Annotated in this window: 27 protein-coding genes; 9 read left to right on the top strand and 18 right to left on the bottom strand. The window is 72.2% G+C overall.

Annotated elements, in window-relative coordinates:
• Nucleotides 1–49: 49 nt before the first annotated feature.
• Complete coding sequence (locus ACIA77_RS04875; RefSeq protein ID WP_395884458.1) at nt 50–1,210, top strand: NAD-dependent formate dehydrogenase; 1,161 nt, start codon at nt 50–52, stop codon at nt 1,208–1,210.
• Nucleotides 1,211–1,299: 89 nt separating this feature from the next.
• On the opposite strand, the gene fdhD is transcribed toward ACIA77_RS04875, so the two are convergent.
• The 4 genes from fdhD to ACIA77_RS04855 all read right to left on the bottom strand — a co-directional run bounded on the left by fdhD (nt 1,300) and on the right by ACIA77_RS04855 (nt 5,594).
• Nucleotides 1,300–2,151 (bottom strand): formate dehydrogenase accessory sulfurtransferase FdhD, encoded by an 852-nt coding sequence (gene fdhD, locus ACIA77_RS04870; RefSeq protein ID WP_395884457.1) that lies wholly within the window; start codon nt 2,149–2,151, stop codon nt 1,300–1,302.
• A gap of 16 nt (nt 2,152–2,167) precedes the next feature.
• Nucleotides 2,168–3,523: an OFA family MFS transporter gene (locus ACIA77_RS04865; RefSeq protein WP_395884456.1), complete on the bottom strand. Its 1,356-nt coding sequence runs from the start codon at nt 3,521–3,523 to the stop codon at nt 2,168–2,170.
• 192 nt (nt 3,524–3,715) lie between these two features.
• Entirely contained in the window at nt 3,716–4,624 is a 909-nt protein-coding gene (locus ACIA77_RS04860; RefSeq protein ID WP_395884455.1) for an MBL fold metallo-hydrolase, read from the bottom strand.
• 40 nt (nt 4,625–4,664) lie between these two features.
• Complete coding sequence (locus tag ACIA77_RS04855) at nt 4,665–5,594, bottom strand: LysR family transcriptional regulator (protein ID WP_395884454.1); 930 nt, start codon at nt 5,592–5,594, stop codon at nt 4,665–4,667.
• 82 nt (nt 5,595–5,676) lie between these two features.
• Here ACIA77_RS04855 and ACIA77_RS04850 point away from each other — a divergent pair, with 82 nt between their 5' ends.
• Genes ACIA77_RS04850 through ACIA77_RS04840 form a run of 3 tightly spaced genes read left to right on the top strand, consistent with a single transcriptional unit; the run spans nt 5,677 to nt 9,061 of the window.
• Entirely contained in the window at nt 5,677–6,387 is a 711-nt protein-coding gene (locus ACIA77_RS04850) for a succinate dehydrogenase cytochrome b subunit (RefSeq protein WP_395884453.1), read from the top strand.
• 2 nt (nt 6,388–6,389) lie between these two features.
• Nucleotides 6,390–8,318: a fumarate reductase/succinate dehydrogenase flavoprotein subunit gene (locus tag ACIA77_RS04845; protein ID WP_395884452.1), complete on the top strand. Its 1,929-nt coding sequence runs from the start codon at nt 6,390–6,392 to the stop codon at nt 8,316–8,318.
• Nucleotides 8,315–9,061, top strand: coding sequence for a succinate dehydrogenase/fumarate reductase iron-sulfur subunit (locus ACIA77_RS04840; RefSeq protein WP_395884451.1), 747 nt, complete (start codon nt 8,315–8,317; stop codon nt 9,059–9,061). Before ACIA77_RS04845 ends, ACIA77_RS04840 begins: the two co-directional genes overlap by 4 nt.
• Here ACIA77_RS04840 and ACIA77_RS04835 read toward each other — a convergent pair whose 3' ends face one another.
• From ACIA77_RS04835 to ACIA77_RS04825, 3 genes are all read right to left on the bottom strand, one after another.
• A complete protein-coding gene (locus tag ACIA77_RS04835) occupies nt 9,062–10,015 on the bottom strand; it encodes an alpha/beta hydrolase (RefSeq protein ID WP_395884450.1) in 954 nt (317 codons plus the stop codon). It abuts the gene before it with no gap.
• Between the two features lie 106 nt (nt 10,016–10,121).
• Nucleotides 10,122–11,123, bottom strand: coding sequence for a helix-turn-helix domain-containing protein (locus ACIA77_RS04830; protein WP_395884449.1), 1,002 nt, complete (start codon nt 11,121–11,123; stop codon nt 10,122–10,124).
• An 18-nt stretch (nt 11,124–11,141) separates the two neighbouring features.
• Nucleotides 11,142–12,875, bottom strand: coding sequence for a pyruvate dehydrogenase (locus ACIA77_RS04825; protein ID WP_395884448.1), 1,734 nt, complete (start codon nt 12,873–12,875; stop codon nt 11,142–11,144).
• A 121-nt stretch (nt 12,876–12,996) separates the two neighbouring features.
• Between ACIA77_RS04825 and ACIA77_RS04820 the strand changes: the two genes are divergently transcribed.
• Nucleotides 12,997–13,914 carry a LysR family transcriptional regulator gene (locus tag ACIA77_RS04820; RefSeq protein ID WP_395884447.1) on the top strand — a complete coding sequence of 306 codons (918 nt, stop codon included), beginning with the start codon at nt 12,997–12,999 and terminating at the stop codon, nt 13,912–13,914.
• A gap of 68 nt (nt 13,915–13,982) precedes the next feature.
• Here ACIA77_RS04820 and ACIA77_RS04815 read toward each other — a convergent pair whose 3' ends face one another.
• The 3 genes from ACIA77_RS04815 to ACIA77_RS04805 form a co-directional block, all read right to left on the bottom strand.
• Nucleotides 13,983–14,840 carry an SAM-dependent methyltransferase gene (locus ACIA77_RS04815; protein ID WP_395884446.1) on the bottom strand — a complete coding sequence of 286 codons (858 nt, stop codon included), beginning with the start codon at nt 14,838–14,840 and terminating at the stop codon, nt 13,983–13,985.
• A gap of 84 nt (nt 14,841–14,924) precedes the next feature.
• Entirely contained in the window at nt 14,925–15,410 is a 486-nt protein-coding gene (locus tag ACIA77_RS04810; protein ID WP_395884445.1) for a hypothetical protein, read from the bottom strand.
• A 254-nt stretch (nt 15,411–15,664) separates the two neighbouring features.
• On the bottom strand, nt 15,665–16,354 hold the full coding sequence (locus tag ACIA77_RS04805; protein ID WP_395884444.1) for a hypothetical protein: 690 nt from the start codon (nt 16,352–16,354) through the stop codon (nt 15,665–15,667).
• Nucleotides 16,355–16,612: 258 nt separating this feature from the next.
• On the opposite strand from ACIA77_RS04805, the gene ACIA77_RS04800 reads away from it, so the two are divergent.
• Nucleotides 16,613–17,932 carry a hypothetical protein gene (locus ACIA77_RS04800; RefSeq protein WP_395884443.1) on the top strand — a complete coding sequence of 440 codons (1,320 nt, stop codon included), beginning with the start codon at nt 16,613–16,615 and terminating at the stop codon, nt 17,930–17,932.
• A 4-nt stretch (nt 17,933–17,936) separates the two neighbouring features.
• On the opposite strand, the gene ACIA77_RS04795 is transcribed toward ACIA77_RS04800, so the two are convergent.
• Together ACIA77_RS04795 and ACIA77_RS04790 are read right to left on the bottom strand one after the other, a co-directional pair.
• A complete protein-coding gene (locus ACIA77_RS04795) occupies nt 17,937–18,479 on the bottom strand; it encodes a GNAT family N-acetyltransferase (RefSeq protein WP_395884442.1) in 543 nt (180 codons plus the stop codon).
• Between the two features lie 10 nt (nt 18,480–18,489).
• Nucleotides 18,490–18,984 carry a GNAT family N-acetyltransferase gene (locus ACIA77_RS04790; protein ID WP_395884441.1) on the bottom strand — a complete coding sequence of 165 codons (495 nt, stop codon included), beginning with the start codon at nt 18,982–18,984 and terminating at the stop codon, nt 18,490–18,492.
• 145 nt (nt 18,985–19,129) lie between these two features.
• Here ACIA77_RS04790 and ACIA77_RS04785 point away from each other — a divergent pair, with 145 nt between their 5' ends.
• Nucleotides 19,130–19,753, top strand: a complete 624-nt coding sequence (locus ACIA77_RS04785; protein ID WP_395884440.1) for an alpha/beta fold hydrolase — start codon at nt 19,130–19,132, stop codon at nt 19,751–19,753.
• Nucleotides 19,750–20,085 (top strand): alpha/beta fold hydrolase, encoded by a 336-nt coding sequence (locus ACIA77_RS04780; protein WP_395884439.1) that lies wholly within the window; start codon nt 19,750–19,752, stop codon nt 20,083–20,085. The genes ACIA77_RS04785 and ACIA77_RS04780 overlap by 4 nt, the downstream gene beginning before the upstream one ends.
• Before the next feature lie 126 nt (nt 20,086–20,211).
• Here ACIA77_RS04780 and ACIA77_RS04775 read toward each other — a convergent pair whose 3' ends face one another.
• From ACIA77_RS04775 to ACIA77_RS04765, 3 genes are all read right to left on the bottom strand, one after another.
• Complete coding sequence (locus tag ACIA77_RS04775) at nt 20,212–21,387, bottom strand: cytochrome P450 (RefSeq protein WP_395884438.1); 1,176 nt, start codon at nt 21,385–21,387, stop codon at nt 20,212–20,214.
• Between the two features lie 92 nt (nt 21,388–21,479).
• Nucleotides 21,480–22,508 (bottom strand): agmatinase, encoded by a 1,029-nt coding sequence (gene speB, locus ACIA77_RS04770; protein WP_395884437.1) that lies wholly within the window; start codon nt 22,506–22,508, stop codon nt 21,480–21,482.
• Nucleotides 22,509–22,646: 138 nt separating this feature from the next.
• On the bottom strand, nt 22,647–23,183 hold the full coding sequence (locus tag ACIA77_RS04765; RefSeq protein WP_395884436.1) for a dihydrofolate reductase family protein: 537 nt from the start codon (nt 23,181–23,183) through the stop codon (nt 22,647–22,649).
• 95 nt (nt 23,184–23,278) lie between these two features.
• On the opposite strand from ACIA77_RS04765, the gene ACIA77_RS04760 reads away from it, so the two are divergent.
• The gene (locus ACIA77_RS04760; RefSeq protein WP_395884435.1) at nt 23,279–23,545 is read left to right on the top strand and encodes a hypothetical protein; all 267 of its coding nucleotides are present in this window, start codon (nt 23,279–23,281) and stop codon (nt 23,543–23,545) included.
• An 88-nt stretch (nt 23,546–23,633) separates the two neighbouring features.
• On the opposite strand, the gene ACIA77_RS04755 is transcribed toward ACIA77_RS04760, so the two are convergent.
• From ACIA77_RS04755 to ACIA77_RS04745, 3 genes are all read right to left on the bottom strand, one after another.
• Entirely contained in the window at nt 23,634–24,410 is a 777-nt protein-coding gene (locus ACIA77_RS04755; protein ID WP_395884434.1) for a GntR family transcriptional regulator, read from the bottom strand.
• Between the two features lie 13 nt (nt 24,411–24,423).
• A complete protein-coding gene (locus ACIA77_RS04750; protein WP_395884433.1) occupies nt 24,424–24,633 on the bottom strand; it encodes a hypothetical protein in 210 nt (69 codons plus the stop codon).
• 114 nt (nt 24,634–24,747) lie between these two features.
• A complete protein-coding gene (locus tag ACIA77_RS04745; protein ID WP_395884432.1) occupies nt 24,748–26,961 on the bottom strand; it encodes an FUSC family protein in 2,214 nt (737 codons plus the stop codon).
• Nucleotides 26,962–26,993: the final 32 nt, after the last annotated feature.

Genomic DNA, 26,993 nt, shown 5'->3' with positions numbered 1-26,993 from the left:
GGAGGGTGAAAGTCGTTGGCACTCAACGAAAATCCTCGGGAGACACACCATGGCAAAGGTGCTCTGCGTGCTGTACGACGACCCGGTCGGCGGGTACCCCAAGACCTACGCGCGCGACGATCTGCCCCACCTCGACGGCTACCCCGGCGGCCAGACCCTCCCGTCCCCGAAGGCGCTCGACTTCACCCCGGGCGCGCTGCTCGGCAGCGTCTCGGGTGAACTCGGCCTGCGCGAGTTCCTGGAGAGCCAGGGCCACCAGCTGGTCGTCACCTCCGACAAGGACCGCGAAGGCTCGGTGTTCGACCGGGAGCTGCCCGACGCGGACGTCGTGGTCTCCCAGCCGTTCTGGCCGGCCTACCTCACGGCGGAACGCTTCGAGAAGGCGAAGAACCTCGAGCTCGTGATCACCGCCGGCATCGGTTCGGACCACACGGACCTCGACGCCGCCATCGCACACGGCGTGACCGTCGCGGAAGTCACCTACTCCAACAGCATCAGCGTCGCCGAGCACGTCGTGATGATGATCCTCTCGCAGGTGCGCAACTACCTGCCCGCGTACCGGACGGTGCTCGACGGCGGGTGGCACATCGCCGATTGCGTCGCCCGCTCCTACGACCTGGAGGGCATGCACGTGGGCACGGTCGGAGCCGGGCGCATCGGCACCGCGGTGCTGCGCCGGCTCAAGCCGTTCGACGTCCACCTGCACTACACCGACCGCCACCGGCTGCCGGCCGAGGTCGAGCGGGAGCTGGGCCTGACCTACCACGAAAACGCCGCGGACCTGGTGCCGCACTGCGACGTCGTGACGATCAACGCGCCGCTGCACCCGGAGACCGAAGGCCTGTTCGGCGACGAGCTGATCGCGACGATGAAGCGCGGCGCGTACCTGATCAACACCGCGCGCGCCCGCATCGCTGACCGGGACGCCGTCGTCCGCGCGCTGGAGAGCGGCCGGCTGGCCGGGTACGCCGGCGACGTCTGGTTCCCGCAGCCCGCGCCGGCCGACCACCCGTGGCGCACCATGCCCCACCACGGCATGACGCCCCACACCTCGGGCTCCACGCTCTCGGCGCAGACCCGCTACGCCGCGGGCACGCGGGAGATCCTCGAGGCGTGGTTCGCCGGCGCGCCGATCCGCGACGAGTACCTGATCGTCGCCGGCGGCACGCTGGCGGGCGCCGGGGCGCACGCGTACTCCACGAACCGCTGAGCCCAGGCCCCCTTCGCCACGACTGCCCCGTGGCGAAGGGGGTTTCCCCGTGCGCGCGTGCCCGCCGCGGTGCGGGCACCCGAGCGGGCTCAGTGGCCGACGAGCCGCAGCGGGTCGTGCAGGCCCAGCCGGTCGGCGCGCGTGTAGACGTTCATCGAGGAGCCGCGCAGGAACCCGACGAGGGTCAGGCCGATCTCCTCCGCCAGCTCCACGGCGAGCGACGACGGTGCGGAAACCGCCGCCAGCAACGGGATCCCCGCCATCGCGGCCTTCTGCACCAGCTCGAACGACGCCCGTCCGCTCACCATCAGCACCGTGCCGGTGAGCGGCAGCCGGCCTTCGCGCGCGGCCCAGCCCACGACCTTGTCCACGGCGTTGTGGCGCCCGACGTCCTCACGCACGCACAGCAGCCGTCCCGCGCCGTCGAACAGCCCGGCCGCGTGCAGGCCGCCCGTGCGGTCGAAGACCTTCTGAGCCGCCCGCAGCGCGCCGGGGAGCTCGGCCAGGGTCCCGGGGCTCACCGAGAGCGGGTCGGCCCGGACCGGCCACGGCACCGTGGTGCGCACGGCGTCGAGGCTCGCCTTGCCGCACAGGCCGCACGAGGACGTGGTGTAGAAGTTGCGCTCGATCGAGGGGTCGGGCAGTGGCACCCCCTCGCGCAGGAGCACGTCGACGATGTTGTAGGTGTTCGAACCGTCCACTGTGGCCCCGGCGCAGTACCGGATCCCGGCGATGTCGGCGCCCTGGCTCACGATGCCCTCGCCGACGAGAAAACCCGCCGCCAGGTCGAAGTCGCTGCCGGGCGTGCGCATGGTGATGGTGAGCGCGCGCCCGGCCACGCGGATCTCCAGCGGTTCCTCAGCGCTGAGCGTGTCGGGCCGCATCGTCAGGTCTCCGTCGACGACGCGGAACACCCGGCGTCGGCTGGTCATCCGGCCCACGGGGCCACCTCCGGGTTCAGCGCGCGGGGAGCAGGGACTTGGGCCGGCCCGGCTGCGTGAGCCGGCCGGTGAGGACAGCGCCGGCCAGGCTGAGCGCGCCGGCGGCGGCGAAGGCGCCGAAGTAGCCGTGGTCGGCCACCACCAGCGCGGCGAGCCCGATGCCGAGCAGCGCGCCGACGGCCTTGGCACTGTAGAGGACGCCGAAGTTCTGCAGGGCCGAGTCTTCGCCGAAGTACTCGCGCACGAGCCCGGTGAGCAGCGTGTAGCAGCAGCCGTTGCCCAGGCCCGCCAGCGCGGCGCCGAGCACGAGGCCGAAAGCGTGGCGGTGCTCGCCGGAGTAGAACAGCACGAACTGCCCGACGGCGCCGGCGATCAGGGCCAGCTGCAGGATCCGGCGCCGGCCCAGCCGGTCGGAGAGCCACCCGAGCAGCACGCGCCCGGTGCCGGTGATGCCGGCCAGCACCGCGAGCGCGACCGCCGCGAGGCCGGTGCCACCCCCGCGTTCGGCGACGAACGTGGCGAGGTAAGCCAGGTCGAACAGCAACACCGCGGCCGCCAGCACCACCGTGAGGTAAAGGGCCAAGGTGGTGCCGCAGCGCAGCAGTTCGGCCGGGCGGTAGTGGCGCACGGCGGGACGGTTGGCGGACACGCTGCGGTTGCGCACCTTGTCGCGCGCCCACTCCCGCGGGTCCGGCGCACCGGCGGGCCACCAGTGCCGCGGCGGGTAGCGCAGCAGCACGCCCGAGCCGGCGACCACGAGGAGCACGACAGCCGCCGTGACGTCGAGCAGCACCCCGCGGTTGCCGACGGTGAGCCCGAACCCGGCGACGAGCACGAACGGCACGCTCCCGTAGGCGAACGCGCCGCTCACCGCGCCCACGCGCGTGGCCGTGCGGTCGGGGAACCAGCGCATCACGGCGCCCACGCACGTGCCGTAGACGAGCCCGGTGCCGATGCCGCCGAGCAGCGAATAGCCGGCGAACACGACCGCGAGGCTCGTCGCGTGCCCGAGCGTCACGAGCCCGACCGCGCACAACACGCCGCCGAGCACCACCGCCGCCTGCGGCGACAGCCGGCCCCGGTCACGCAGCCACGCGACCGGGAACACGACGCTGGCCTGCGCCACCGCCCAGATCGCCAGCGAAACCACGACTTCGGTGAACGTCCAGCCGTGCGCGCCCGTCAGCACGGGTGCGATGGCGCCGAACCCGTACTGCTGCAGCCCGGCCGCGAACATGGCCGCACCGCTGAGCCAGAGCATCCAGCTCCGCGGGCGGCCCAGCAGATCCAGATCGCTCTCACCGACCCGGTAGCGGCGTCCGTAGACGTCCAGCAGTTCCCGCACGGCGGGCGTGGTCAGGGGCTCGGACATGGCGTCACCCACTCGACTGGATGTTGTATGCAGTATGGAGTAGTCCGGTTATAGCACCCGTGCTCTCCCCTGTCCACGGCCGTGCCCCGACCGACGCAACACTCCCCCGGCGTGATCAAAGCTTGATCGCGCCCGGCGCTCGAAGCACCGCCTCGACCAGCTCAGGGCCGCAGTCGAACCAGCACGCCCCCGTCAGTCCGCCAGCAGCCGCGGCGCCGGCAGCACCGCTTCCGCCTCGACCGGCTGCCAGTACCGCAGCCCGTCTGCGCCCCGGACGACGCGGCCGAAGGCCTGGTCCCCGAAGTGGAACGCGAAGCCGATCGTCCCCGGCTGCTCGAGTTCGGCGACGACGCGGCGGCGGGCCGCCAGCACGCCCGCCGCGTCGACGTCCGGGCGCGACGGCCAGTCGGGGTGGGTGATCTGGGCCGGGAGGTGGAAGACGTCGCCGACGGCGAGGACGCGCTGGGCGCCGGCCTCGACGAGGTAGGAGGTGTGGCCCGGGCTGTGGCCGGGCGTCACGAGCGCGCGCACGCCCGGGAACACCTCCTCGCCGTCGGCGATGAGGCGGTGCGAGGCGGCCAGCGGCTCGATGACGTCGGCGCGCGCCGGGGCGCCCGGGATCAGCTCGCCCCGTTCGTGCGGCGCCCACTCGGCGCGCGCGACCAGGTAGGCCGCGGACGGGAAGAACTTGCGGCCGCCGGAAAAGGCCCAGCCGGTGTGGTCGACGTGGATGTGCGTGAACGCGACCGCCTCGACGTCTTCGGGCCGGTGCCCAAGCGCCGCAAGCGTTTCTGGCAGCGCGCCGGAGTTGCAGTACCCGACCGTCTCCCCCGCGACGAGCACCGGGCCGCGGACGTCCCCGAGCCCGGCGTCGACCAGGAGCACCCGGCCCTCGCGTTCGACGAGCAGGCCACCGGCCGACATCGCGACGCGGCCCTGCGCGTCGAGCGCCTCCGGGTGTTCCGTCCAGTACGCCGCCGGCACCCCGCCGAAGAACGCCTTGCGCACCATGGCCATCGCGCCGTCCACCACGTACGTGAACCGCACGCCGGCGATCTCCAGCACCCGCACCGCCGACTGCTCGTTCAGCGCACCCGCCATCGGCCTCTCCCGTCCTCGGCTGGAGATGATCATGCCGCGCTCAGCCGCCGACGAGCGAGCGGATGCCCGCCGGGAGGTGACCGAGCCCACTTTCGGCCCGGAGGAACCGGACAATCGCCTCCTGCAACGCCCGCGCGGCCCGGGGCGGCTCGACGTCGCGGCGGTAGGCCAGCCGCACGACGCGGCTCAGGCCGGGTTCGGTGAACTGCGTCATCCGGAACCGCTCGCCCACCACCGTGCTCGGCACCACGGCCAGTCCGATACCCGCCTGCACGAGCTCCAGCACGGCGTCCATCTCGCCGCCCTCGATCGCGAAGACCGGGTCGAACCCTTCGGCGCGGCAGGCGTTCACCGTCGCCTCCCGCAGGTCGTAGCCGCGCCGGAACATCACCAGCGGGCGGTCCGCCAGCTCGCGGATCGGGAGCCGGCCGCGGACCGGGGCCGGCGCGTCCTTCGGCGAGATCACGACCAGCTCTTCGACGAACAGCGGCGTGCTTTCGAGGTGGCGGTCGTCTCGCACCCGGCTGTCGACGATCATCGCGAGGTCGAGCGCGCCCTCCGACAGCTCGGTCTGCAGGTTGCGCGAACCGCTTTCGTGCAGCACGAGTTCGATGCCGGGGTAGGCGCGCCGGAAGGCCGCGAGCATCACGGGCAGCAGGCCCGTGCACAAGCTCGGGGTCGCGCCGAGCCGGACCCGGCCGCGGCCGAGCTCGTCGAGCTCCCGGATCGCGCGGTAGGCCGCCTCGGTCTCGGCCAGGATGCGCCGCGCGATCGGCAGCAGCGTTTCCCCGGCCTCGGTAAGGGTCACGTTTCCGCGGACGCGGTGGAAGAGGGTGGCCCCCACGTCCCGCTCGAGCGCGCGGATCTGTTGTGACAGCGACGGTTGCGCGACCCGGGCCTGTTCGGCCGCTCGGGTGAAGTGGCGGGTCTCCGCCACCGCGACGAAGTACGACAGCTGCTGGAACTGCATGAATGCATCATAGGCACAGGCTCTCGTGACGAGAGGAAGCATGTGTTTGCCCTCTCGTCGGTGCGGCCTTAACGTCGAAGCCGTGGCAAGTCAACTCGCCACCGCGCGGCGAAAACGCCCAGCGGTGCGGATCTTCTGGGAATCGACGATCGGCAAGAAGGTCGTGATGGCGGCGACCGGGCTGCTGTTCGTCGTCTTCTTGCTCGCGCACATGGCGGGCAACCTGAAGATCTTCTTCGGCCCCGAGGACTTCAACCACTACGCGGCGTGGCTCCGCACCATCGGCGAACCGGCGCTGCACAGCTCCTGGTACCTGTGGGTGCAGCGCACCGTCCTGATCGCCGCCTTGGTGCTGCACGTCACAGCCGCGGTGCAACTGTCCAAACGCGACCGTCGCGCCCGCCCCGTGCGCTACGTCCACGGGCAGCGCCCGCGCGCGAGCTTCGCGACCCACACGATGCGGTGGGGCGGCGCGACGCTCGCCGTGTACATCGTGTGGCACATCCTGGACCTGACGGTCGGCGTGGCCAACCAGGACTTCGTGCGCGACGAGCCGTACCACAACGTCGTCGCCGACTTCCAGGTGTGGTGGGTCAACGTCATCTACATCGTGGCCCTGCTGATGCTCGGGCTGCACATCAACCACGGCTTCTGGAGCGCCGCGCAGACGCTCGGCATCAGGAGCGCGACCAAGGACCACACGATCAAAACCGTCGGCACGGTGCTGGCCGTGGTGATCACCGCCGGGTTCCTGATCGTGCCGATTTCCGTCATGACCGGATGGGTGGGCTGAGGATGCTCGAGTACACCATCGGCGACCCGATCGCCGACGCCACCGCCCCGGGCGGGCCGATCGAACGGCGCTGGGACGAGCGCAAGTTCGCGGCGAAGCTGGTGAACCCCGCCAACCGGCGCAAGCACCGCGTGATCGTGGTCGGCACCGGCCTCGCGGGCGGCTCGGCCGGCGCGACACTGGCCGAGCAGGGTTACCACGTCGTGCAGTTCTGCTTCCAGGACTCCCCGCGGCGCGCCCACTCCGTGGCTGCGCAGGGCGGGATCAACGCCGCGAAGAACTACCGCAACGACGGCGACTCCGTGTACCGCCTGTTCTACGACACCGTCAAGGGCGGCGACTTCCGCTCCCGCGAGTCCAATGTGTACCGGCTCGCACAGGTGTCGGCGCAGATCATCGACCAGGCCGTCGCCCAGGGCGTGCCCTTCGCCCGCGAGTACGGCGGCCTGCTCGACACCCGCTCCTTCGGCGGCGTGCAGGTGCAGCGCACCTTCTACGCCCGCGGCCAGACCGGCCAGCAGCTGCTCATCGGCGCCTACCAGGCCCTGTCGCGGCAGATCGACGCCGGCAACGTCGAACTGCACCCGCGCACCGAAATGCTCGACCTCATCGTGGTCGACGGCCGGGCCCGCGGCATCGTCGCCCGCGACCTGGTCACCGGCGAGGTCACCACTCACCTCGCCGACGCCGTCGTCCTCGCCACCGGCGGCTACGGCAACGTGTTCTACCTGTCCACCAACGCCAAGGGCTCCAACGCCACCGCGATCTGGCGCGCCCACAAGCGCGGCGCCTACTTCGCCAACCCCTGCTTCACCCAGATCCACCCGACCTGCATCCCCCGCTCGGGCGAGCACCAGTCCAAGCTCACGCTGATGAGCGAATCGCTGCGCAACGACGGCCGCATCTGGGTGCCGAAGGAGAAGGGCGATCCGCGGCCGCCGGCCGAGATCCCCGAAGCCGAGCGCGACTACTACCTCGAACGCCTCTACCCCAGCTTCGGCAACCTCGTCCCCCGCGACATCGCCTCCCGCGCCGCCAAGAACATCTGCGACGCCGGCTACGGCGTCGGCCCCGGCGGGCTCGGCGTCTACCTCGACTTCGCCGACGCCATCACCCGCATGGGCCGCGCGGCCGTGGAAGCCAAGTACGGCAACCTGTTCGACATGTACCAGCGCATCACCGCGGAAAACCCCTACGAGGTCCCGATGCGCATCTACCCCGCCATCCACTACACCATGGGCGGGCTGTGGGTCGACTACGACCTGCAGAGCACCATCCCCGGCCTGTTCGTGATCGGCGAAGCCAACTTCTCCGACCACGGCGCCAACCGGCTCGGCGCGTCCGCGCTCATGCAAGGCCTGGCCGACGGCTACTTCGTGCTCCCGGCCACCCTCAACGACTACCTCGGCCAGGGCCGCCTCGACGACGTCGCGGTCGACGACCCCGCCGTCACCCAGGCCCAGACCGCGGTCGCGGACCGCATCACCCGCCTGCTCGCGGTCAACGGCACCCGCAGCGTCGACTCCTTCCACCGCGAGCTCGGCCTGATGATGTGGGACCACTGCGGCATGGCCCGCACCGCCGAAGGCCTGCGCAAGGCCCTCGAACGGATCCCCGAACTGCGCGACGAGTTCTGGCGCGACGTGCGCATCCCCGGCACCGGCGCCGAACTCAACCAGGAACTCGAAAAGGCCGGCCGCGTCGCCGACTTCCTCGAACTGGCCGAGCTGCTCCTGCTCGACGCCCTCGTGCGCGAAGAATCCTGCGGCGGGCACTTCCGCGAAGAACACCAGACCCCCGACGGCGAAGCCCAGCGCGACGACGAGCACTTCGCCCACGTCTCCGCCTGGGAATACGGCGAGAAACCCGTGCTGCACGAAGAACCCCTGAACTTCGACTACGTCCACCCCACCCAGCGGAGCTACACGTGAAACTCACCGTGCGCGTCTGGCGCCAGCCCGGCCCCGACACCGACGGGCACCTCGTCGACTACCCGATCGAGGGCATCAGCCCCGACATGTCGTTCCTCGAACTGCTCGACACCCTCAACCAGCAGCTCATCGAGACCGGCGAACAGCCCGTCGCCTTCGACCACGACTGCCGCGAAGGCATCTGCGGCTCCTGCGGCGTCGTCATCAACGGCCAGGCCCACGGCCCCGAAACCACCACCACCTGCCAGCTGCACATGCGCTCGTTCTCCGACGGCGACGTCATCGACGTCGAACCCTGGCGCTCGGAAGGCTTCCCCGTCATCAAGGACCTCGTCGTCGACCGCTCGGCCTTCGACCGCATCGTCCAGGCCGGCGGCTACATCACCGCCCCCACCGGCGCCGCCCCTGACGCCCACGCCACCCCCGTGCCCAAACCCGACGCCGACCTCGCCTTCGACAACGCCACCTGCATCGGCTGCGGCGCGTGCGTCGCCGCCTGCCCCAACGGCTCGGCCATGCTCTTCACCGCCGCCAAGGTCAGCCACCTCAACGCGCTGCCCCAAGGCCAGCCCGAACGCGAACAACGCGTGCTCGACATGGTCGACACCATGGACGCCGAAGGCTTCGGCGGCTGCACCAACACCGGCGAATGCACCCTCGCCTGCCCCAAGGGCATCCCGCTCACCAGCATCACGACGCTGAACCGGGAATTCCTGCGGGCGGCGCGGAAAGCCCGCCGGTGATCACTCGGCCAGCGTGCGCCGCAGCCAGTTGACGCGGCTCGCCCGGGCCTCGCGCGCCATCGGGGCGTGCGGGACGACCTCGTCGAACCCGTGGCAGCCGCCGGGCCACACGTGCAGCTCGGCCTGCCCGCCCGCCTGCCACAGCCGCGAAGCGTAGGCGACGGCCTCGTCGCGGAAGGTCTCGACGGAACCCACTTCGACGAACGCCGGCGGCAGCCCGGACAGGTCGGTGGCCCGGGCCGGGGCCGCGTAGGGCGAAACGTCCGGCCCGCCGGCCGCGGCGCCCAGCAGGGCCGACCAGCCGGTGGCGTTGGAGACGCTGTCCCACACACCTTCGCCGACCAGCTCCGTGCTCGACGGGGTGCTCGCGCGGTCGTCGAGCATCGGGCACACCAGCAGCTGGCCGCGCAACCGCGGACCGCCGCGGTCGCGCGCGAGCAGCGCGGTTCCGGCCGCGAGCCCGCCGCCGGCGCTGCCGCCCGCGATCACGAGCCGGTCCGGATCGATGCCCAGCTCGGCGAGGTGGCCGCCGACCCACGTCAGCCCGGTGTAGCAGTCCTCGACGGGCGCGGGGTGCGGATGCTCCGGCGCGAGCCGGTAATCGGCGCTCACCACCACGATCGGGAGCTCCGCCAGCCAGGCCAGCGCCCAGTCGGCGCCGGTGCGGTTGTTCCCGGCCATCATGCCGCCGCCGTGCAGGTAGTACACGCCCGGCAGCCGCACGGCCGGATCACTGCCCTTCGGCCGCACCACGAGCAGAGGCACGCCGTTGCCGTCGATCTCCTCGGCGTCGGCGTGTTCGCGGATCTCGGCCAGGCTCATCGTGTGACCCGCCACCGTCAGCTCGCGCAGCCGTCCGATGAGGTCCGGCGTGATCGACGAGGGCAGGGCCGAGTTCACGGCCACGAGCGCCGCGGCGATCTCCGGGTCGAACGGCGGGTGCACCTTCGTCATCACTGCCTGCTTCCTGCGTCGGCCGGTTCGTCGACGACGACGGTAGAGCCCGATCGGCTCGCCGCGGCAGCCGTCAGGCGGCGGCCGCGCCCCGCCACGTGGCGGGTCAGCGGGTGCGGCGGAACCGGCGCAGCGCCAGCGCGATCGTCAGCCGCGTCCGGCCGGCGGGGGTGGCGGGGCCGTAGCCCAGCTCCGCGGTGAGCAGGTCGACCCGGCTCTGCAGCGTGGAGTGGTGCACGGGCACGACGGCCGCGGCCGCCCGCAGGCTCGGTTCCGCCGCGACCGCGGCCAGGGTTTCGAGCGCCCACGGGTGTGCGGCCAGCACGCGCTCGAGCAGCGCCACCTCCGCGACGGCTGACCGGGTGTCGCACCCCGGCGCGAGGGCGAGCAGGCCGCCCAGCGCGGCGGCGTCCACATGAGACGGTCCCGGCTCGCCGTCCGCGGTCAGCCGGAACGCGAGCCGCGCCTGGTCGTAGGACCACGGCAGGTCGCGTACCCCGGCGGCCGGTCCGGCGGCCGAGCGTGCGCCGGTGGGCGAGGCGGACGGCGTGATGCCGACGTCGAGGTCGCCCAGCCGGGCCGACCCGGGCGGACGGGAACCGCCGGTGCTGACCGTGACGGTGAAGACCCCGTCGACCGCCAATCCCAGGCGGCGCGCCGCATCGAGGCGGGTGTCCTCGTCGGCGCCGGCGTCGACGAGGACCTCCACCGCGGCCGGATCCCCGTTCGCCGCGCCGGGTCCCGTGCGGTCCAGCACGATCCGGACGGTCGTGGCCAGCCGCTCGGCGAGCACCCGGTCGAACTCCGCCTGGTCGGGGTCCGGCGCGGACCGTTCCACCCAGGCGAGCGCACCCGGATACCCGGGCAGCGGCACCGAAAACCCGCTCGGCTCACCCGCCACGCGCCGGCCATCCGGCTCCACGCGCACCCGTAACCGCCGGCCGGGCACGACGAGCCCGGCGGCGCAGCCGGCGAGCACGGCGGCGGCCCGCACCGTCGCTTCCAGCCCGGCGCGGGCCTCCACCAGGGCGTCGAAGTGGGCGATCACCTGCAACGCGGCCCCGGCCCCGGGGTCGACCGCCCGCATCCGCCCGGCCAGCTCACGCACCGGGCCAGCCTACGGCCGTCAGAACCCCGGCGTGTTGCGCAGGTTCGTGCGGGCCAGCTCGATCATCTTGCCGACCCCGCCGTTGAGCACCGTTTTGCTCGCGCCGAGCGCGAAGCCGCGCACCTGTGCGCCGGTGATGTGCGGCGGGATCGACAGCGCGTTCGGGTCGGTCACCAGCTCGACCACGGCGGGTCCGGGGTGGACGAACGCCTTGGCCAGCGCCTCCCGGACCTCACGCGGGTCCTCGACGCGCGTCGCGTGGATGCCGCACGCCTCCGCGATCGCGGCGAAGTTCACCGCCGCGTGGTCGGTGCCGAAGTCGGGCAGCCCGTCGACGAGCATCTCCAGCTTCACCATGCCGAGGGTCGCGTTGTTGAACACCACGACCTTCACCGGCAAGTCGTAGGCCGACAGGGTGAGCAGGTCACCCATGAGCATCGCCAGCCCGCCGTCACCGGAGATCGACACGACCTGGCGGCCCGGTTCGGCGAACTGGGCCCCGATCGCGTGCGGCAGCGCGTTGGCCATGCTGCCGTGGCGGAACGAACCGAGCACGCGCCGCCGGCCGTTGGGCGTGAGGTACCGCGCGGCCCAGACGTTGCCCATGCCGGTGTCCACGGTGAACACCGCGTCGTCGGCGGCGACCTCGTCGAGGACCGACGCCGCGAACTCCGGGTGGATCGGACGGCGGTGCTCGATGTTCGTGGTGTAGGCCGCGACCCGCTTCTCCAGCTTGCGCACGTGCTCGCGCAGCATGCGGTCCAGGTAGGACCGGTCGGTGCGCGGGTGCAGCAGCGGCAGCACGGCCTTGATGGTCTCCTTCACGTCGCCGTGCACCGCCAGCTCGAGCGGCGTCCGGCGGCCCAGCCGCGCCACGTCGGTGTCGACCTGGATGGTGCGCGCCTGCGGGAGGAATTCGTCGTACGGGAAGTCGGTGCCCAGCAACACGATCCGGTCGGCGGCGTGCATCGCGTCGTAGCAGGCGCCGTAACCGAGCAGGCCGCTCATGCCGACGTCGAACGGGTTGTCGTGCTGGATCCACTCCTTGCCGCCCAGCGAGTGGCCGACGGGCGCGTTGAGCCGTCCGGCCAGCGCCATGACCTCGTCGTGGGCACCCCGCGTGCCGGCGCCGGCGAAGAGCATGACCTTCGCACCGGAGTTGAGCAGGCGGGCCAGCTCCTCGATCGTCTCGGCGGGCGGCACCGCGGGCGACGGCTTGACGAGCTGGACCTTCTCCACCCCTGGGTGCACGGCCTTGCGGTCGGCGACGTCACCGGGGATGGTCAGCACCGACACGCCGCCCTTGCCGTACGCCGTCTGCATCGCGATGCGCAGCATCCGCGGCATCTGCTCCGGCTGCGACACGAGCTCGCTGTAGTGGCTGCACTCGGTGAACAGCTGCTCCGGGTGCGTCTCCTGGAAGAAGCCGGTGCCGATCTGCGCCGACGGGATGTGGGAGGCGATCGCGAGCACCGGCGCGCCGCTGCGGTGGGCGTCGAAGAGACCGTTGATCAGGTGCAGGTTGCCCGGACCGCAGCTGCCGGCGCACACGGCGAGCTTGCCGGTCGTCTGGGCTTCGGCCGCGGCCGCGAACGCCGCGGCTTCCTCGTGGCGCACGTGCACCCACTCGATGCCGTCGGTGCGGCGCACCGCGTCGACGATCGGGTTCAGGCTGTCGCCGACGATCCCGTAGATCCGTTCGACACCCGCGTCCCGCAGGGTCCGCACGAGCTGTTCGGCCACAGTGGGCATGGCCCGCTCCTCTCTCGAAAAACGTCGGAACACCGGAAACCCGGTTGACCTGCTTCCAGCATGTGCCGCCAGCTCGTATGCGTCCAATGCCTGTTTTTCCTCGAACCCATGCCGTGGCAGTATGGATGACATGGACCTGCACGTGCTGCGGCTCTTCCAGGAGGTGGCGCGCGGCGCGACGGTCACCGACACCGCGGCCCGCGCGCGGCTCACCCAGCCCGCGCTCTCCCGTGCGCTGCACCGGATCGAGCGCGAGGCGGGGGCGGCGCTGTTCCAGCGTGCGGGCCGCGCGCTGCGGCTCACGCCGGCCGGGCACGCGTTCGCCGCGCACGTCGACGCGATCCTGGAGCGTTACGACGAGGGGCTGCGGGCCGTCGCGGAGGCGGTCGATCCCGAGGCGGGCGTGATCCCGCTGGCGTTCCTGCACACGTTCGGCACGTGGCTCGTGCCGCCCGTGGTCAGCAGCTTCCGCGCGGCGCACCCGCGGACGCGGTTCGAGCTGCGGCAGCACGGCGAGGAGGGCCTGGTCCGCGAACTCCTCGACGGCACCGCGGATCTCGTGCTCACCAGCGGTGATCCGGGTGATCCGCTGATCAGCTGGGTGCGGCTGCTGGAGGAACCGCTGCTGCTGGCCGTGCCGCCCCGCCACCGGCTCGCGCGCCGCAAGCAGGCACGCCTGGCCGACGTGGCAGAAGAAGAGTTCATCGTGCTGCGGCCCGGTTACGCGCTGCGCGAGACCACCGTGCGGCTCTGCGCGCAGGCCGGGTTCACCCCGCGCATCGGCTTCGAGGGCGAAGAAGTCGAAACGCTACGGGGGCTCGTGACCGCGGGCCTCGGTGTTGCCCTGCTGCCGCTGCCCCACACCGCGACGTTCCCGCCGGAGCCCGCGCAGCCGGCGACGCCGCACCTGCGGGTCACGGACGTCTCCTCGGCCCGCGACATCGGGCTCGCCCAGCTCGCGGGCCGGGACCTGCCGCCGGCGACCGCGCGGTTCCGCGAGCACGTCCTCGCGACCGCGCCGCGCACCCTGCCGGCGTAAGTTCCGTTCGGGCACACGAGAAATCCCCGGCACCGCGCGGATGCCGGGGACTCTTCGTCAACGCTGGATCAACGCTTGCGGCCGACCACACCCGCGACGCACTTGGCGGAGTCGGACAGCTCCATGAGGCGCGGGCCGTCCGGCCACCACTCGTCGCAGACGGAGAGACCGGGGCCGGAGGTCGCGTTGGGCGGCAGCAGTTCCAGGCCCGGCAGCATCGCTTCGATCTCCGCGCGCGTGCGGAAGCGACCGGCGCCGAGCGGGCCCGACACGAGGATCTCCTCGATGCGCTTCGCGACCGCGGTCAGCTCCGGCACCTCGGGGTCGTAGAAGTGCGCGAGCGCCACGAACGAACCCGGGGCGAGGGCGTCGAGGTACCGGCGCATCACGTCGATCGCGCCGTCGCCCTCGAAGTGGTGCATGGTGGCGATGTGCAGCAGGCCCAGCGGCTGGTCGAAGTCGATGTACTCGCGCACGGTTTCGTTCTCGAGCACGTTCTCCGGCTGGAAGATGTCGGCGTCGACCATGTGCGTGTAGTCGTTCTCGGCCAGCAGCGCGCGGCCGTGGGCGAGCACGACCGGGTCGTTGTCGACGTACACCACGTGGGCGTCGCGGTGGGCGCGCTGCACAATCTGGTGCGTGTTCTCGGCCGTCGGGAGGCCGGAGCCGCAGTCGAGGAACTGGCGGATGCCGGTCTGGTTCGCGAGCATCCGCAGCGCGCGGTTGTGGAAGCCGCGGTTGCCCTTCGCGATGTGCACCGCCTCGGGCACCGCCTTGCTGATCTTCTCCATGACCGCGCGGTCGACCTCGTAGTAGTGGCTCCCGCCGAGGAATCCGTCGTAGATGCGCGCGATGCTCGGCCGGTTCGGATCGACTCCCACCGGGACCTGGCTGGGCGACAGCGTGGACGGCGGAGCGCTGGGCATGGGCACCTCGCAAGGCGGCTCGGGGCGGCATTGGCCCACTCAGAGTAGTACCCCGACCCCCTCCGGTTACGCCAGGTCGCCCGTTCAGCGGCACGTCGGCGGGACCTGCGCCTTCGAAGATCGGCTAGGAGGTGTCCAGTAATTCATCGGAGCCACCGGATGATGGCGGCGATGGTGAGTTCGGCGTGGTAGTAGGCAGCGCGTTGGGCGTTGGGTGGCGAGGTCCCGGAACTGGTTGAGCCGGTTGAAGCAGCGTTCTACGAGGTTGCGCTGCTTGTAGACCTCGGGATCGAACTCAGGTGGTCGCCCGCCGCGCGACCCTGCGGCGGTGCGGCGGGCAATCTGGTCATTGCGCTGCGGGCTGACCAAAGTGATCCACCGCTGCCACATCGCCTCACGGGTCGAGGAATGCGAATACACCTTGTCCGCGATCACCGTCTCCCGGTCGCGATCCGGGGCGACCGGAGACCGGGCCGGGCGATGCTGATGCCGTCCAGCAACCGAACCAGCCGCGGATTGTCTCCGGCTTGGCCCGGGTGAGCAGGAACCGCATCGGCCACGGCCGTCCACGGCAAGGTGGATCTTGGTGCTCAGCCCGCCGCGGGACCGGCCAAGCTCTTCCCCATCGGCGACGATGGCTTCGACCTCGTCCAGTGCGCAGCTTCCACAGGATCGCGTTGATCACCTGGCGGTGATCACGCCACCGCCGGAAACCGGCGGCAACAACGGCTCGATCACCGCCCAGGCCCGGTCTGTCAGCTCACCCCGACCAATCACCGGGCACAACTACCAGACACACAGCTCAACCACGTACGGGACGCGCTCTAGCCGCGGCGGTGGTGCGTGGGCTGCTGGTGGCGGCTGCTCCACTGCTGGAGGTAGGAGCTCACCGCCGAGCTGAAGGCGCCCGACACGGGGTCCTGCTCGCGGGTGTGCGGCGCCGGGTGGTCGTCGGCCGGATCCTGCGGCTTCTCCTCGGTGGTGTGCACCGGTGTGTGGTCCACCTGGTCGCTCGCGGGCGGCGGGGTCGGGCTCGCGCTCATCGTGGTGACCGCGGGCGGCGCGGACGACGACCGCGTCGGGGCCGCGGGCACCTCGGCCGGTTTGCCCGCCGAGCCGCTGTCCGGCGCCGGCCACAGCGCCCACGTGCCGAACCCGGCCAGCGCGACGACCACCGCACCGGCGAGCGCCACGTACCGGGTGTTGCGGCCGGGTGCCGGTGGCGGGGCGGTCTCGGTCCTCGGCGCGTGCTCGTCGGTGAACATCGCGTCGAGGCCGGCCGGCAGCTCGCCGACCGCCGGCTGCGGTTTCGTGCCCGGCCCGTCCCGCCGCGACGCGGGCGCGGCCGCCGGGTCGGGGTACAGGCCACCGGGGTCGGGCTGTGGCTTCCGCCGGGTCACGAGCGGCGGGCGTTCGCCGTCGATGCGCGGCATGGGCGCCGTCTCCGACAGGTCCACGAGCTTCGCGACCGTGTCCAGCTCACCGTCGTGTTCGCCGGGCCCCGTGGGCGCCATCCAGACCTCCACCCCGCCGGGGCCGCGGGCCTGCGGCACGACCGGCGGCAAGATCCTACGAAGCTCCGCCCGATCGTGTAAACCCGGCCTCCGCGCACCACTCCGGGTGACGGTTTCTCACCGGCGGCGTACGGCCCGTCGGCAGGCTGCGCGACGCGTCGGCACGGTCCGTGCCCAGGGCCCAGCCGCTCGCTCGCCGCGGGACCCCTCCCGGCGGCGCCTGCGTACTCTCGCGCCACCCGGGAGAGAGGACATCCGATGCGGGTCCGGACGGCTTCAGTGCTGGGAGTGTTCGCGGTGCTCGCCGCCGGCTGCACCACGGGCGGGCACGCGCTGCCCGCGCCGCTGCCGCCGGTGCCCGCCGCCGCGCGGCCGCTCGTGGCGTGGTCCCAGGCGGTGTGCACGAGCGAGCAATCGCTGCAGGGCTTGGCCTCGGGCATCGACGAGGTCAACCGCACCGCCGCCGACCCGGCGCAGGCCGGCTTCCTCGACCCCGAGCTCAGCTCCTACGTCAGCGGGATCTCGAGCCGGCTGGGCCAGGCGCGCGACGGGCTCAAGGCCGTCACCCCGTCCGGGGTGCAAGCCGCGGACACCCACGTGACGCGCTTGGTCCAGGCGCTCGACGAACTCGGCAAGAAGGCGCCGGCCTCGACCACCGCCCAGCCGACGCTGGCTCAGGCCCGCGACCTCGCGAAAGCCGTCGCGGGCCTCGAGCCCGGCAGCGAGGACCTCACGAAAGCCGTGCGCAGCAACGCGAAACTCAACGCCTCGTTCAACGTCGCCCCCGCGTGCCGGCCGGTGCGCCAGTTCGGCCCCGCCGACCCGGCCGCACCCACCCGGGCGCTGGTCGCGTGGTCCGACACCGTGTGCGCGGCGGCCGATTCCGCTGCCTCGCTCAAGGCGACCAAGATCGAAGACCTCCTGATCACCGATCCCCGGTACGCCCGCTTCAGCTCCTACGACCTCGGCTCGTTCCTGCAGTCGGCCGGTTCCGGCGTCGCCGATGTCGTCCAAGCACTCGGCACGGCCGAGCCCACGGGCATCCCGGCGGCCGACCACTACCGCGACAGCCTGCGCTCCGCCCTCCAAGCGGTGCAGCCGAAACTTCCCGCGGCCGACGCGTCGGCCGACCTGGCATTCCGGTCCGTCGACGAGCTGAAACCCCCAGCACAGCAAGCGATCGGCGTGCTCACGACCATCACGCTGCCGTCCCCGGACCTGCCGGCGATCGCCCGCGCCACGCCGGTGCTGGCCCACTCCCACGACGTCGCCCCGCGGTGCCGCCCGCTCGATTCCCCGCCGGCCACCCTCCCCCCGGCCGCCGACGGCAGCGATCCCGGCAAGTGCGCCTCCGGCAAGTGCCAGGTCCTGGTGACCGGCCAGGCCGACTTCACCGTCGCCGGCCAGACCTTCACGATCTCGGTCGCCGGCCCGAAGGTCCGCGTGCTGCAAGACCTCAGCGAAATCCAGGCGGGCCCGGGCGGCACCGCCCAGTTCGGCACCGACCGGCAAATGGTCACCGTCCGGGTGACCGCCGTGCTCGCCGGCAAGGCCGTCGTCGACATCTCCACGCAGTGAGCCGTCACGGCGTGGCGGACGACCACACGCCGAGCCATTGCTCGGCGCCGTACTCCTCGAACCGCTCCACCTCGGCGAATCCCAGCTTCGCCGCGAGCCGCATCGAGCGTTCGTTGGCGGTCTGCGTGCGGAGCACCACCGGCTCGCCGGCAAATCCGCCGGCGAACCAGCCCAGTGCCGCCGTGCACGCCTCGGCCGCGTACCCGCGCCCCCACGCCTGCCGCAGGAACAAGTAGCCGAGCTCGGCATTCCCGGCTTCCGGACGGACGTGCCCCGCCCGCTCCGCGGCTCGCCGGTCGAGCGTGACCATCCCGATCATCGCCCCGTCGAGATCGACCACGAAAAGGCCCGGCCGCCGCCCGGGTACCTCGGGCACCGTGCGCTCGAGTTCGGCGCGCAGCCGGGAGCCACCGATATACGTGCCCACCTCGGGCGAGGAGAACAATTCGATGAACGCCGCGCGATCCCGGGCCGCGGATTCGCGGAGCACGAGCCGCTCGGTCCTGATCGGGGCAGGCGGCCAGTCCACAGGCCCGAACTCGGTCATGCCGAACAACCTAGCGGACGCCCGCCGGGCCGGGCCCGACAAAACCGCGGCGCAAAGTCAGTTCGAAATCGGTGAACCCGTGGCGGCGGTAGAACGCGAGGGCGGTCGCGTTCATGGAATACGCGGTGACTTCGCAGTGGTCCGCACCCTTTTCCCCGGCCCACGATGCGAAGGCGGCGACGAGCGCGGTGCCCACACCAGTCCGCCGCGCTTCCGGGGCCACGCGAAGGCTTTCGAGCACGGCCGTCACCACGCCGGGGCGCAGCGGGTCCCGCCGGCGCACTCGGCCGACGAGGTGGCCGGTGCCGGTGTCCCGTGAGGCGAGCAGGCACAAGGCGTCCTCGTCCGTCAGCAGGTGCGCGTAGTAGGCCGCGCCTTCGCGACGCGGCCACGTGACGTCCATGGTCGCGTCTCGCCGGCCACCGTCCTCTCGGAACAGCGCTTCGACGGAGGAGACGAGATCGGGAATGCGGTCCACGGTCACCGTGGTGATGAGGGGGTCCATGCCGGAAAACGTAACCAGAGCTGATTAAACCTGTAAATATCGAATGTTTCCGCCGTGATTTCCGGCGTCTCTAGCCGAAAAGGAGATGGCACCGCGGGCGGTGATCGCTAGGCTCGGCGGGTTGCCGACCCCGGAGGATCCCGTCATGGCGCCGTTCCCGCTCACCGAACCTTCCGCACGCGGCTTGCTCGACGTCGGCGACGGCGACCGGATCTACTGGGAGACCAGCGGAAACCCGGACGGCAAACCGGTGCTGTGCGTGCACGGCGGGCCCGGCGGGGGTGGGAAACGGAACAGCCGCAAGGGATTCGACCCCGCGAAGTTCCGGATCGTGCAGTTCGACCAGCGCGGCTGCGGCGAGAGCGTGCCGAGCGTCGCCGATCCGGCGGTGGGCCTCGAGCACAACACCACCGAGCACCTCATCGCCGACGTGGAACGGCTGCGTGAGCACCTCGGGATCGAGAAGTGGCTGCTGTACGGCGGTTCCTGGGGCGCGACGCTGATCCTGGCCTACGCCGAGCGCCACCCCGAGCGGGTGTCGGAAATCGTCCTGGTCGCCACCTTCACGTCCACCCCGGCGAGATCGGCTGGCTCTACGGCGGCCTGCGCCGGCTGCTGCCGCGCGAGTGGGAGGCGTTCCGCGCGGGCGTGCCCGAAGACGAGCGCGACGGCGACCTGCTCGCCGCGTACTCCCGGCTGCTCGCCTCACCCGACCGCGCGGTGCAGCTGCGGGCCGCGCGCGACTGGTGCACCTGGGAGGACGCCGTGATCGCGCACGAGACGAACGGCCGGCCCGGCCAGTACAGCGACCGCCCGGACGAGGAGCTCATCACGCTGGCCCGGCTGTGCGCGCACTACTTCGGCCACCACGCCTGGCTCGAAGACGGCGCGATCCTGCGCGAGGTCCACCGCCTGCACGGCATTCCCGCCGTGCTCGGCCAGGGCCGCCTCGACCTGAGCGCGCCCCTGCAGGCGGCGTGGCGCCTCGTGCGGAACTGGCCGTCGGCGGAGCTCGTGGTGATCGACGACGCCGGCCACACCGGCAGCAGCGCGATGGGCGAGGCGATCGGGAAGGCGATCACCGGGTTCGAGCCCGTTTGATCCCGGGAAGGCCGGGTACGCGGAGTACGGGACCGTTCGGCGGTCCCGGAAGGCGGCGGCTCCCGCGGGGTTGAGCAGACAGCCCGGGGGCCGCCGTCGTCCGAGTTCAGCCGTGATCGGAAACAGTCAGACGCGGTCGAACACCACGTCGAGCCGGTGCGGGCTGCCGAGGCTCAGCCCGGCCTGCCGCCGGATCTCCGCACCCGGCGCGAGCCGGAACCGCGTCGTCCGGGCGAGCAATTCCTCGAACGCGATCGCCAGCTGGATGCGCGCGAAGTGCAGCCCGAGGCAGCGGTGGATGCCGAAGCCGAACGACACGTGGGGTACCCCGGCCCGGTCGAACACGAGCTCGTCGGGCCGTTCGAACTGCGCCGGATCCCGGTTCGCGGCGGCGAAGAACACCGCGACGCGCTCCCCCGCCTTCACCGGGGTGTCCCCGATCTGCGTGTCCTGCGTGGCCGTGCGGGCCATGAACGCGACCGTGGTTTCGTAGCGCAGGAACTCTTCGAGCTCCCGCTGCCAGCCGCCGGGCTGCCGCAGGAGCGGCTCGACGTCGGCGCGGGTGGCGAGGTGGTGGACGATGTTGGCGATCACCCCGCGCGTGGTGTCGAGGCCGCCGAGGAACAGCGTGGTCACCATCCCGAGGCGCTCCTCGAGCGTGAGCGCCCGGTCGCCGATCTTCGCGGTCACGAGGGCCCGCAGCACGTTGTCCGCACCGTCGTCCGGCGCGGCCTCGGCTTCGGCCAGCGCCTCCATGGCCAGCCCGGCGAGCAGCTGGAACGCTTCGGGACTGCTCGTGAGCGCGGCCTCCTTCGCCGCGGCCACCCCGCGGTCGACCAGCTCGCGGTTGTCGGTGGCGAACACGATCCGCGCGAGCGACCCGGCGCTGAACGGGATCGCGAAATCGGCCACAACGTCACACGAGCTCTTGTCCACAAAGGACTCGATGGCCGCGCGGGCGATTTCACGCAGCTGCGGTTCGTGGCGCTCGAGTGCGGCGCGGGTGAAGTACGGGTTGAGGATCCGCCGGTATTCACGGTGGTCGGGCGGGTCCGTGTCGATGGGGATCACGCGCACGGGCACGCCGCGGATCGCCGGCTGCGCCGAGCTGAACAGCTCGGGCGCGGTGCAGACCGCGCGCACGTCCTCGTAGCGGGTGAGCAGGTGGTAGCCGCCGTCCGCCTCGGTGTGCGGCACGGGGCAGGTCGTCCGCGCGGCCGCGGCGGCCGCGAGCAGGTTTTCGCTCTGGTCCTCGGCGTACAGATCGACGTCCGCCAGGATCTCCTCGACCGGCTTGGCCATGCGTCCTCCCGATTCGCAGGGACCCACCACCGTAGGGGCGCCCGGGGCGGCCCGGCATCGGCCACGCGGGCGGAACCCGTCGCGCGATCGGGTCACGGCCGCCGGTCGGGCCGATCCGCGAGCAACGGCAACGCGGGATTCCACACGGTGCCGTCGGCGTGGTCGCGCCGGCGCCGGGCGATCCCGGACAACGCTTCCAGCACCACGCGGTTCGCGAGGAACGACGTGATCTCCGCGTGGTCGTACGGCGGCGACACCTCGACCACGTCGATCCCCACCACCGGCAGCTCGTACGCGATGCGCCGCACGGAATCGAGCAGCTGCCGGGCCGTGAGCCCGCCCGGCTCGGGTGTCCCCGTGCCGGGTGCGTGCGCCGGGTCGCACACGTCGATGTCGACGGAGAGGAACACGCCGTCGCATTCGTCGGTGGCGATGCCGAACGCCTCGGTGAGGCATGCGCCGAGGCCGCGCGCGACGATCTCGGTCATCTCGTAGGAGCGCATGCCCTGCGCGGCCATCCAGTCGAGCGTCTCCGGGCCGGGCCAGTAGCCGCGCAGGCCGAGCTGCAGGAACCGGTCGCCGCGCACCGCGCCGGATTCGATCAGCCGGCGCATCGGCTGGCCGTGGCCGACCAGCGAGCCGAACGCGATGTCGCCGGTGTCGGCGTGCGCGTCGAAGTGGAGCATCGACACCCGGCCCTGGCCGAGGTGCTGCGCCACGCCGGCCGCGTCCGGCCACGCGATCGTGTGGTCACCGCCCAGCACCAGCGGAATCGCGCCGGTGGCGGTGACCGCGTGCACGGCTTCCTGCAGCGCGCGCACCGAGCGTTCGGCGTCGCCCGAGTACATCTCGACGTCGCCGGCGTCGAACACCGCGAGGTCCTTCAGCGCGTCGACGCGCAGCGCCAGCGACGGGCGCGAACCGTCGGCGGGCAGGTAACAGCTCTGCCGGATGTACTGCGGACCGAACCGCGTGCCAGGGCGGTGCGAGGTGCCCCCGTCGAACGGGGCGCCGAGGATCACCACGTCGGCGCCGCGGTAGGTGCCGGGATCGGCCCAGTCGCAGGGCGCCACGCCCAGGAAGGTGAGGTCCGGGCCGAACTGGGTGCCGTAACGAGCCATGACGTCCTCCTCGTCCCGAAACCGTACCGGCGCCCGGCCGCGGTTTCAGCCCGCGAAGGCGACGGACCGCCCGGCTTCGGCCCAGCGGGCGAGGGTCGCCGCTCTTGATATCCCGCCGCCGCTCACCGGCCGGCGACGTCAGCGGACGACGCGCAACCACAGGTTCGACATCGTCGGGGCTTCGGTCAGCTTGAGGCGTTCGAGGCGCACGTGGTCACCGCCGGGGCGCTCGAACAGCCGCACGCCGTCGCCGAGGAGCACGGGCACGATCGCCACGAGGATCTCGTCGAGCAGCCCCGCGTCGAGGCAGCCGCGGGCGACTTCCGCGCCGAGGACCGTCACGTACTTGTCCCCCGCCGCCTCCTTCGCCGCCGCGACGGCACTCACCACGTCGCCGACGAACGTGACACCCGGCGCCGGTTGCGCGGGCCGGTGCGTCACCACGAACTGCGGCCCGTGCCACGTGCCACCGAACGCACCTTCGTGCTCCGTGCCCCGGTTGGGGTCGTCACCGCCGTACGTGCGGCGGCCGACCAGCAGCGCGCCGATGCCGGGCACGAGGTCGTCGATCTCCGGGTTGGGGCCGAGGTAGCCCGTCATCCACTGCGCGTCGCCGCCCGGTCCCGCGATGAACCCGTCGAGCGACATCGCGGCCGAATACAGCACCTTGCCCATTCCGCACCTCCCATGGTGGTTTCCCCGTACTGACGGCGGCGGGCACGAAAACTCATCGGTGCAGTTTCCTCTGGGATCAAGCACCTCGAGGCCGTGTGGCACGACCTGTTCGCCTCGACTGGCGCGTCGCCGGTGGGTTCTGCCCGCGGGTGCCCTTGTACGACACCGAAGGCGGCTGGCTGCACCTGTCCACGGACGAACTCGTCGCCGGCGCCCGCCGCTCGGCCGCCGCCGGCTGGGGCGGCGTGAAGAACACGATCGGCGAACCCAGCGCCGGCGAAGGCTTCTCGCGCCTGGCCGCCGTCCGCGCCGTTACATCGAGCACATCCCCCCGCTGCGCGCCATCACCACCACCGAAATGACCGTCGAGGACGGCCACGCGGTCGCCCCGGAAACACCGGGCCTGGTCATCTCGTGGGACCACAACGCGATGGAAGACCGCCGCGTGGCCTAGTCCACCGCCTGGTCCACCGCCTGGTCCACCGCCTGGTCCACCGCCTGGTCCACCGCCTGGTCCACGTCGGTCGCGTACGCCTCGTGCAGCCGCGCCCGCGATCGGTCGAGATGGGCGCGCATCACGGCCGCCGCGGCGGTGCCGTCGTGGGACGTGATGGCGGTGACGAGCGCGTCGTGTTCGGCGACGGTGGCCGGGGCGATGCCGACGCGGAAGTACAGCCGGTAGCCGTGGGTGTGGGCGTGCAGGCGGGCCAGGGCTTCGGCGATCAGCGGGTTTCCGGAGGCCTCCGCGATGACGCGGTGCAGGCGCGCGTCCAGCACGGCGAAGTCGCGGTAGGCGTGGTGGTCGTCGGCGGCGGGGTGGGGCGTCATGGCGGCGCAGGTGGCCCGGAGGGCGGCGAGCTGGGCCTTCGACGCGGCGGTCGCGGCGAGGAGGGCGGCTTCGGGTTCCAGGAGCGCGCGCACGTCGAAGAGGTGGTCCAGCTCCGCCTCGTCCAGCACGGGCGCGACGACGTAACCGGCGTTGGGCCGCGTCGCGACGAGCCCGTCGGCTTCGAGCTTGGTCAGGGCTTCGCGCACCGGGGTCGGCGAGACGGCCAGCCGCCGGGCGATGCCGTCGATCGACAGGCGGCTGCCCGGCGCCACTTCGAGGTCCATGAGCATCGCCTTGAGGGCCTCGTAGACGCTGTCGCGCAGGATCGTGCGCGGCGGCAGGGTCTCCGCGGTCAGCAGGCCGGACAGGTCCGCCGCCGGGTTCTTCCGTCGCGCCACCCCGCAATCGTACTCAGCGGCGCGCGAGCTCCCGGTGCACGGCGGTGTGGCAGCCGAGGCACGCGGGCACCGCCCGGCGCTCGGTCCCGGACAGCAGCGGCACGGTTGCCCCCGGCACGGCGATCTCGTCGCACACCGAGTGGTGGTGTCCCAGCACCGAGCACACGCACCGGCACAGGAGCACCGCGCCGCTCGCTCCGGCACTCGTCGTTCCGACGGCCATCGGACTCCCTCCTCCCGAACCACCCCAGCAGGAAGGTGATAACGCTCTACCCGCCCGATTCAGGTGGTCACCGCCGGGGGAAAGGTCGTCCGGGGCACGGTTCGTGCGCGGAAGTCAGCTTTCGTGCGGCTGCCGCACCGGCGGCGGCACCGAAGGACCCGGCGCCACCGGCGCAACGGTGGGCGCGACCGGCAGCCCCGCCCGGATCTTGCGGTACAGCCGGGGCCCGGGCGCGGCCAGCGCCGGCGCCGGCCGCAGCTCGACCGGTCCGGTCGCCGTCAGGTCGCGCAGCACGAGGTACAGGTGGCTCAACGCGCGCAGCACGGGATCCTTCGCCCGATCCCCCGGCGCCGCCGGGGTGTAGGCGAACAGCGCGACATCGGCACTGGCGAGCGGTCCGCGCATCCCGGTGGCCGGCTGCCCGACCGGAGTGGCGATGAGTTCCTCCACGGCGGCCTCGAGCGCCGTGCACGCCGCGACCGGACCTTCGGGGTGCGCCGAACACGAACCCTGCGGCCACCGCACCGCGACGGCGAGCGCGCGCCCGTGCGTGGCGAGCGCCGCGTAGAGCGACAACCGGTGCCGCAGCCGCGGCGAGTCCGTGCCGCCGAGCACGGGCCGGGTGAGGGGCCGCGCGACGAGCGCCAGCTGGTAGCGGCGGTGGTCCAGAGCGCGCGCGAGCGCGTCGAAATCCGGCTGCGGATCCGGCGATTTGCCGTGCTCCAGCCGGACGGCCGCGGCCGTGAGGATCTCGCCCAGTGCCGTGAGCAGGTTGTTCCGCGCGTTGCGCACGGTGTCCCGGGTGGACAGCGGGATCACGACGACGGCCACGATCAGCCCCGCGACGGCTCCGGCGGCCGTCTCCTCGAGTCTCAGCAGGAGCAGGCCCGCGGAGAACTCGTTGAGCACGCTGTAGAGCTGCCCGACCATGATCGTGACGAAGAAGATCATGTACGCGTAGGAGATCTGGATCAGGTAGAAGCCGAAGAACATCGCGCCGCAGATCGTCATCAGCACCGCCGCGGTGTTGCCCGCAGTCAGCTCGGCGAACCCGACCGACGCGAGCAGCCCGACGAGTGTGCCGAGCACGCGGTTGAACCCCTTGATGAACGTCTCGGTGCGCGTGGCCGTGCCGGTGAACATGAAGAACGCCGCCAGCACCGCCCAGTAGTAACGCGCCGAGGACAGTTCCTTGCCGATGAGGATCGCGAGCCCGCCGGCGAGCGCGCTCTGCACCGCCTGGCGCGTGATGAAGTCCAGCCGCGCCAACGGGTTCCACTTCGACTGCCGCGCGGGCACGTCACCCGCCGCGGCCGGCGAGCCGGGCAGGTTGCCGAACGCGAGCCCGACGGCGGGCTCGAACTCGTCGACCGGCTCACTGCCGATCTCCTCGGGCTGCGGCGCCGCGTCGAACACCGCGACGACCTCCAGCGCGGCGGCCGAGAAGTGCCGCGCCGGCCACCACCCGCCCGCGGCGCCCCCCGCGCGTTCGGCGAGATCCGCCAGGCGGTAGGCGACCTCGCCCGCGCCGCGGTCGTCGCGCCGGGCGAGCCGGTCGGCCACCTCGGCGGCGAGCACCGTGAGGCCCGAACCACTGCGGACGAGGGAATCGGCGGCGGTGGCGAGCTGGTCGAGCAGGTGGTGCGCGTCGACCATCTGACGGCGCAGTGAAGCCGCCGAACGCCCGCGCGGCACCGCGCCCGGCTGCGCCGACCAGCCTTCGACCATCAGGGCCGTGTCCGCAAGGCGCGCCTGCCGCCGCTGCAGCCGGCGGCGCAACCGCGCCTGCTGCTCGGGGTCGCGGTTGGCCAGCAGGTCGGCGCACGCGCGGGCCACGGCCCGGCCCCGCGCGTCGAAGGCCCGGACCACCCGGCGCAGCGTCCTGGTCGTGCTCGTGCGCAGCACCGTGAGGAAGAGCAGGAGCAGCCACGCGCTGGCGACGACCACCGCGAGCAGCAGCCCGGGTAGCGTCGCGAAGGTCGCGTGCAGGAAGGCCGCGAAGAAGTAGCCCATCCAGCCCATGAAGCCGTAGAAGAAGAACGGCGGGCCGAACTTCCGGACGAACACGGCGAAGAACATCACCAGGACGAACACGCCGAGCATCAGGTCGGCGTTGTTGCCCACGAGCACGCCGAGCGTCATGCCGGTGCCGAGCGCGACCGGGAAGAACGCGGCCGTGCGGGTCTTGAACCACGGGCTCCCGTCGCCGAGCGCCATCGCGCCCATCATCCCGACGACGGCGCCGAGCAGCATCGAGGTGAGCGTGCCCATCGCGTCGGCACCCGTGATCTTGGCCACCAGGTACTCCACGCCCAGTGCGCTGGCCATCCCGATTGTGGCGGATCCTGCCGATCTCAACC

It is taken from the genome of Amycolatopsis sp. NPDC051903 (assembly GCF_044452505.1).
In the GTDB taxonomy this organism is placed as follows: domain Bacteria; phylum Actinomycetota; class Actinomycetes; order Mycobacteriales; family Pseudonocardiaceae; genus Amycolatopsis.
The sequence above is the reverse complement of the archived record's forward strand: the minus strand, read 5'-3'. Positions and strand labels throughout refer to the sequence as shown.

Bases quoted from the DNA above. Each gene is read 5' to 3' on its own strand.
- ACIA77_RS04875 (WP_395884458.1), top strand. From the start codon at position 50: ATGGCAAAGGTGCTCTGCGTGCTGTACGACGACCCGGTCGGCGGGTAC.
- ACIA77_RS04865 (WP_395884456.1), bottom strand. From the start codon at position 3,523: ATGTCCGAGCCCCTGACCACGCCCGCCGTGCGGGAACTGCTGGACGTC.
- ACIA77_RS04860 (WP_395884455.1), bottom strand. From the start codon at position 4,624: ATGGCGGGTGCGCTGAACGAGCAGTCGGCGGTGCGGGTGCTGGAGATC.
- ACIA77_RS04855 (WP_395884454.1), bottom strand. From the start codon at position 5,594: ATGCAGTTCCAGCAGCTGTCGTACTTCGTCGCGGTGGCGGAGACCCGC.
- ACIA77_RS04845 (WP_395884452.1), top strand. From the start codon at position 6,390: ATGCTCGAGTACACCATCGGCGACCCGATCGCCGACGCCACCGCCCCG.
- ACIA77_RS04835 (WP_395884450.1), bottom strand. From the start codon at position 10,015: ATGACGAAGGTGCACCCGCCGTTCGACCCGGAGATCGCCGCGGCGCTC.
- ACIA77_RS04825 (WP_395884448.1), bottom strand. From the start codon at position 12,875: ATGCCCACTGTGGCCGAACAGCTCGTGCGGACCCTGCGGGACGCGGGT.
- ACIA77_RS04820 (WP_395884447.1), top strand. From the start codon at position 12,997: ATGGATGACATGGACCTGCACGTGCTGCGGCTCTTCCAGGAGGTGGCG.
- ACIA77_RS04815 (WP_395884446.1), bottom strand. From the start codon at position 14,840: ATGCCCAGCGCTCCGCCGTCCACGCTGTCGCCCAGCCAGGTCCCGGTG.
- ACIA77_RS04805 (WP_395884444.1), bottom strand. From the start codon at position 16,354: ATGGCGCCCACGGGGCCCGGCGAACACGACGGTGAGCTGGACACGGTC.
- ACIA77_RS04800 (WP_395884443.1), top strand. From the start codon at position 16,613: ATGCGGGTCCGGACGGCTTCAGTGCTGGGAGTGTTCGCGGTGCTCGCC.
- ACIA77_RS04795 (WP_395884442.1), bottom strand. From the start codon at position 18,479: ATGACCGAGTTCGGGCCTGTGGACTGGCCGCCTGCCCCGATCAGGACC.
- ACIA77_RS04790 (WP_395884441.1), bottom strand. From the start codon at position 18,984: ATGGACCCCCTCATCACCACGGTGACCGTGGACCGCATTCCCGATCTC.
- ACIA77_RS04785 (WP_395884440.1), top strand. From the start codon at position 19,130: ATGGCGCCGTTCCCGCTCACCGAACCTTCCGCACGCGGCTTGCTCGAC.
- ACIA77_RS04775 (WP_395884438.1), bottom strand. From the start codon at position 21,387: ATGGCCAAGCCGGTCGAGGAGATCCTGGCGGACGTCGATCTGTACGCC.
- speB (WP_395884437.1), bottom strand. From the start codon at position 22,508: ATGGCTCGTTACGGCACCCAGTTCGGCCCGGACCTCACCTTCCTGGGC.
- ACIA77_RS04765 (WP_395884436.1), bottom strand. From the start codon at position 23,183: ATGGGCAAGGTGCTGTATTCGGCCGCGATGTCGCTCGACGGGTTCATC.
- ACIA77_RS04750 (WP_395884433.1), bottom strand. From the start codon at position 24,633: ATGGCCGTCGGAACGACGAGTGCCGGAGCGAGCGGCGCGGTGCTCCTG.
- ACIA77_RS04745 (WP_395884432.1), bottom strand. From the start codon at position 26,961: ATGGCCAGCGCACTGGGCGTGGAGTACCTGGTGGCCAAGATCACGGGT.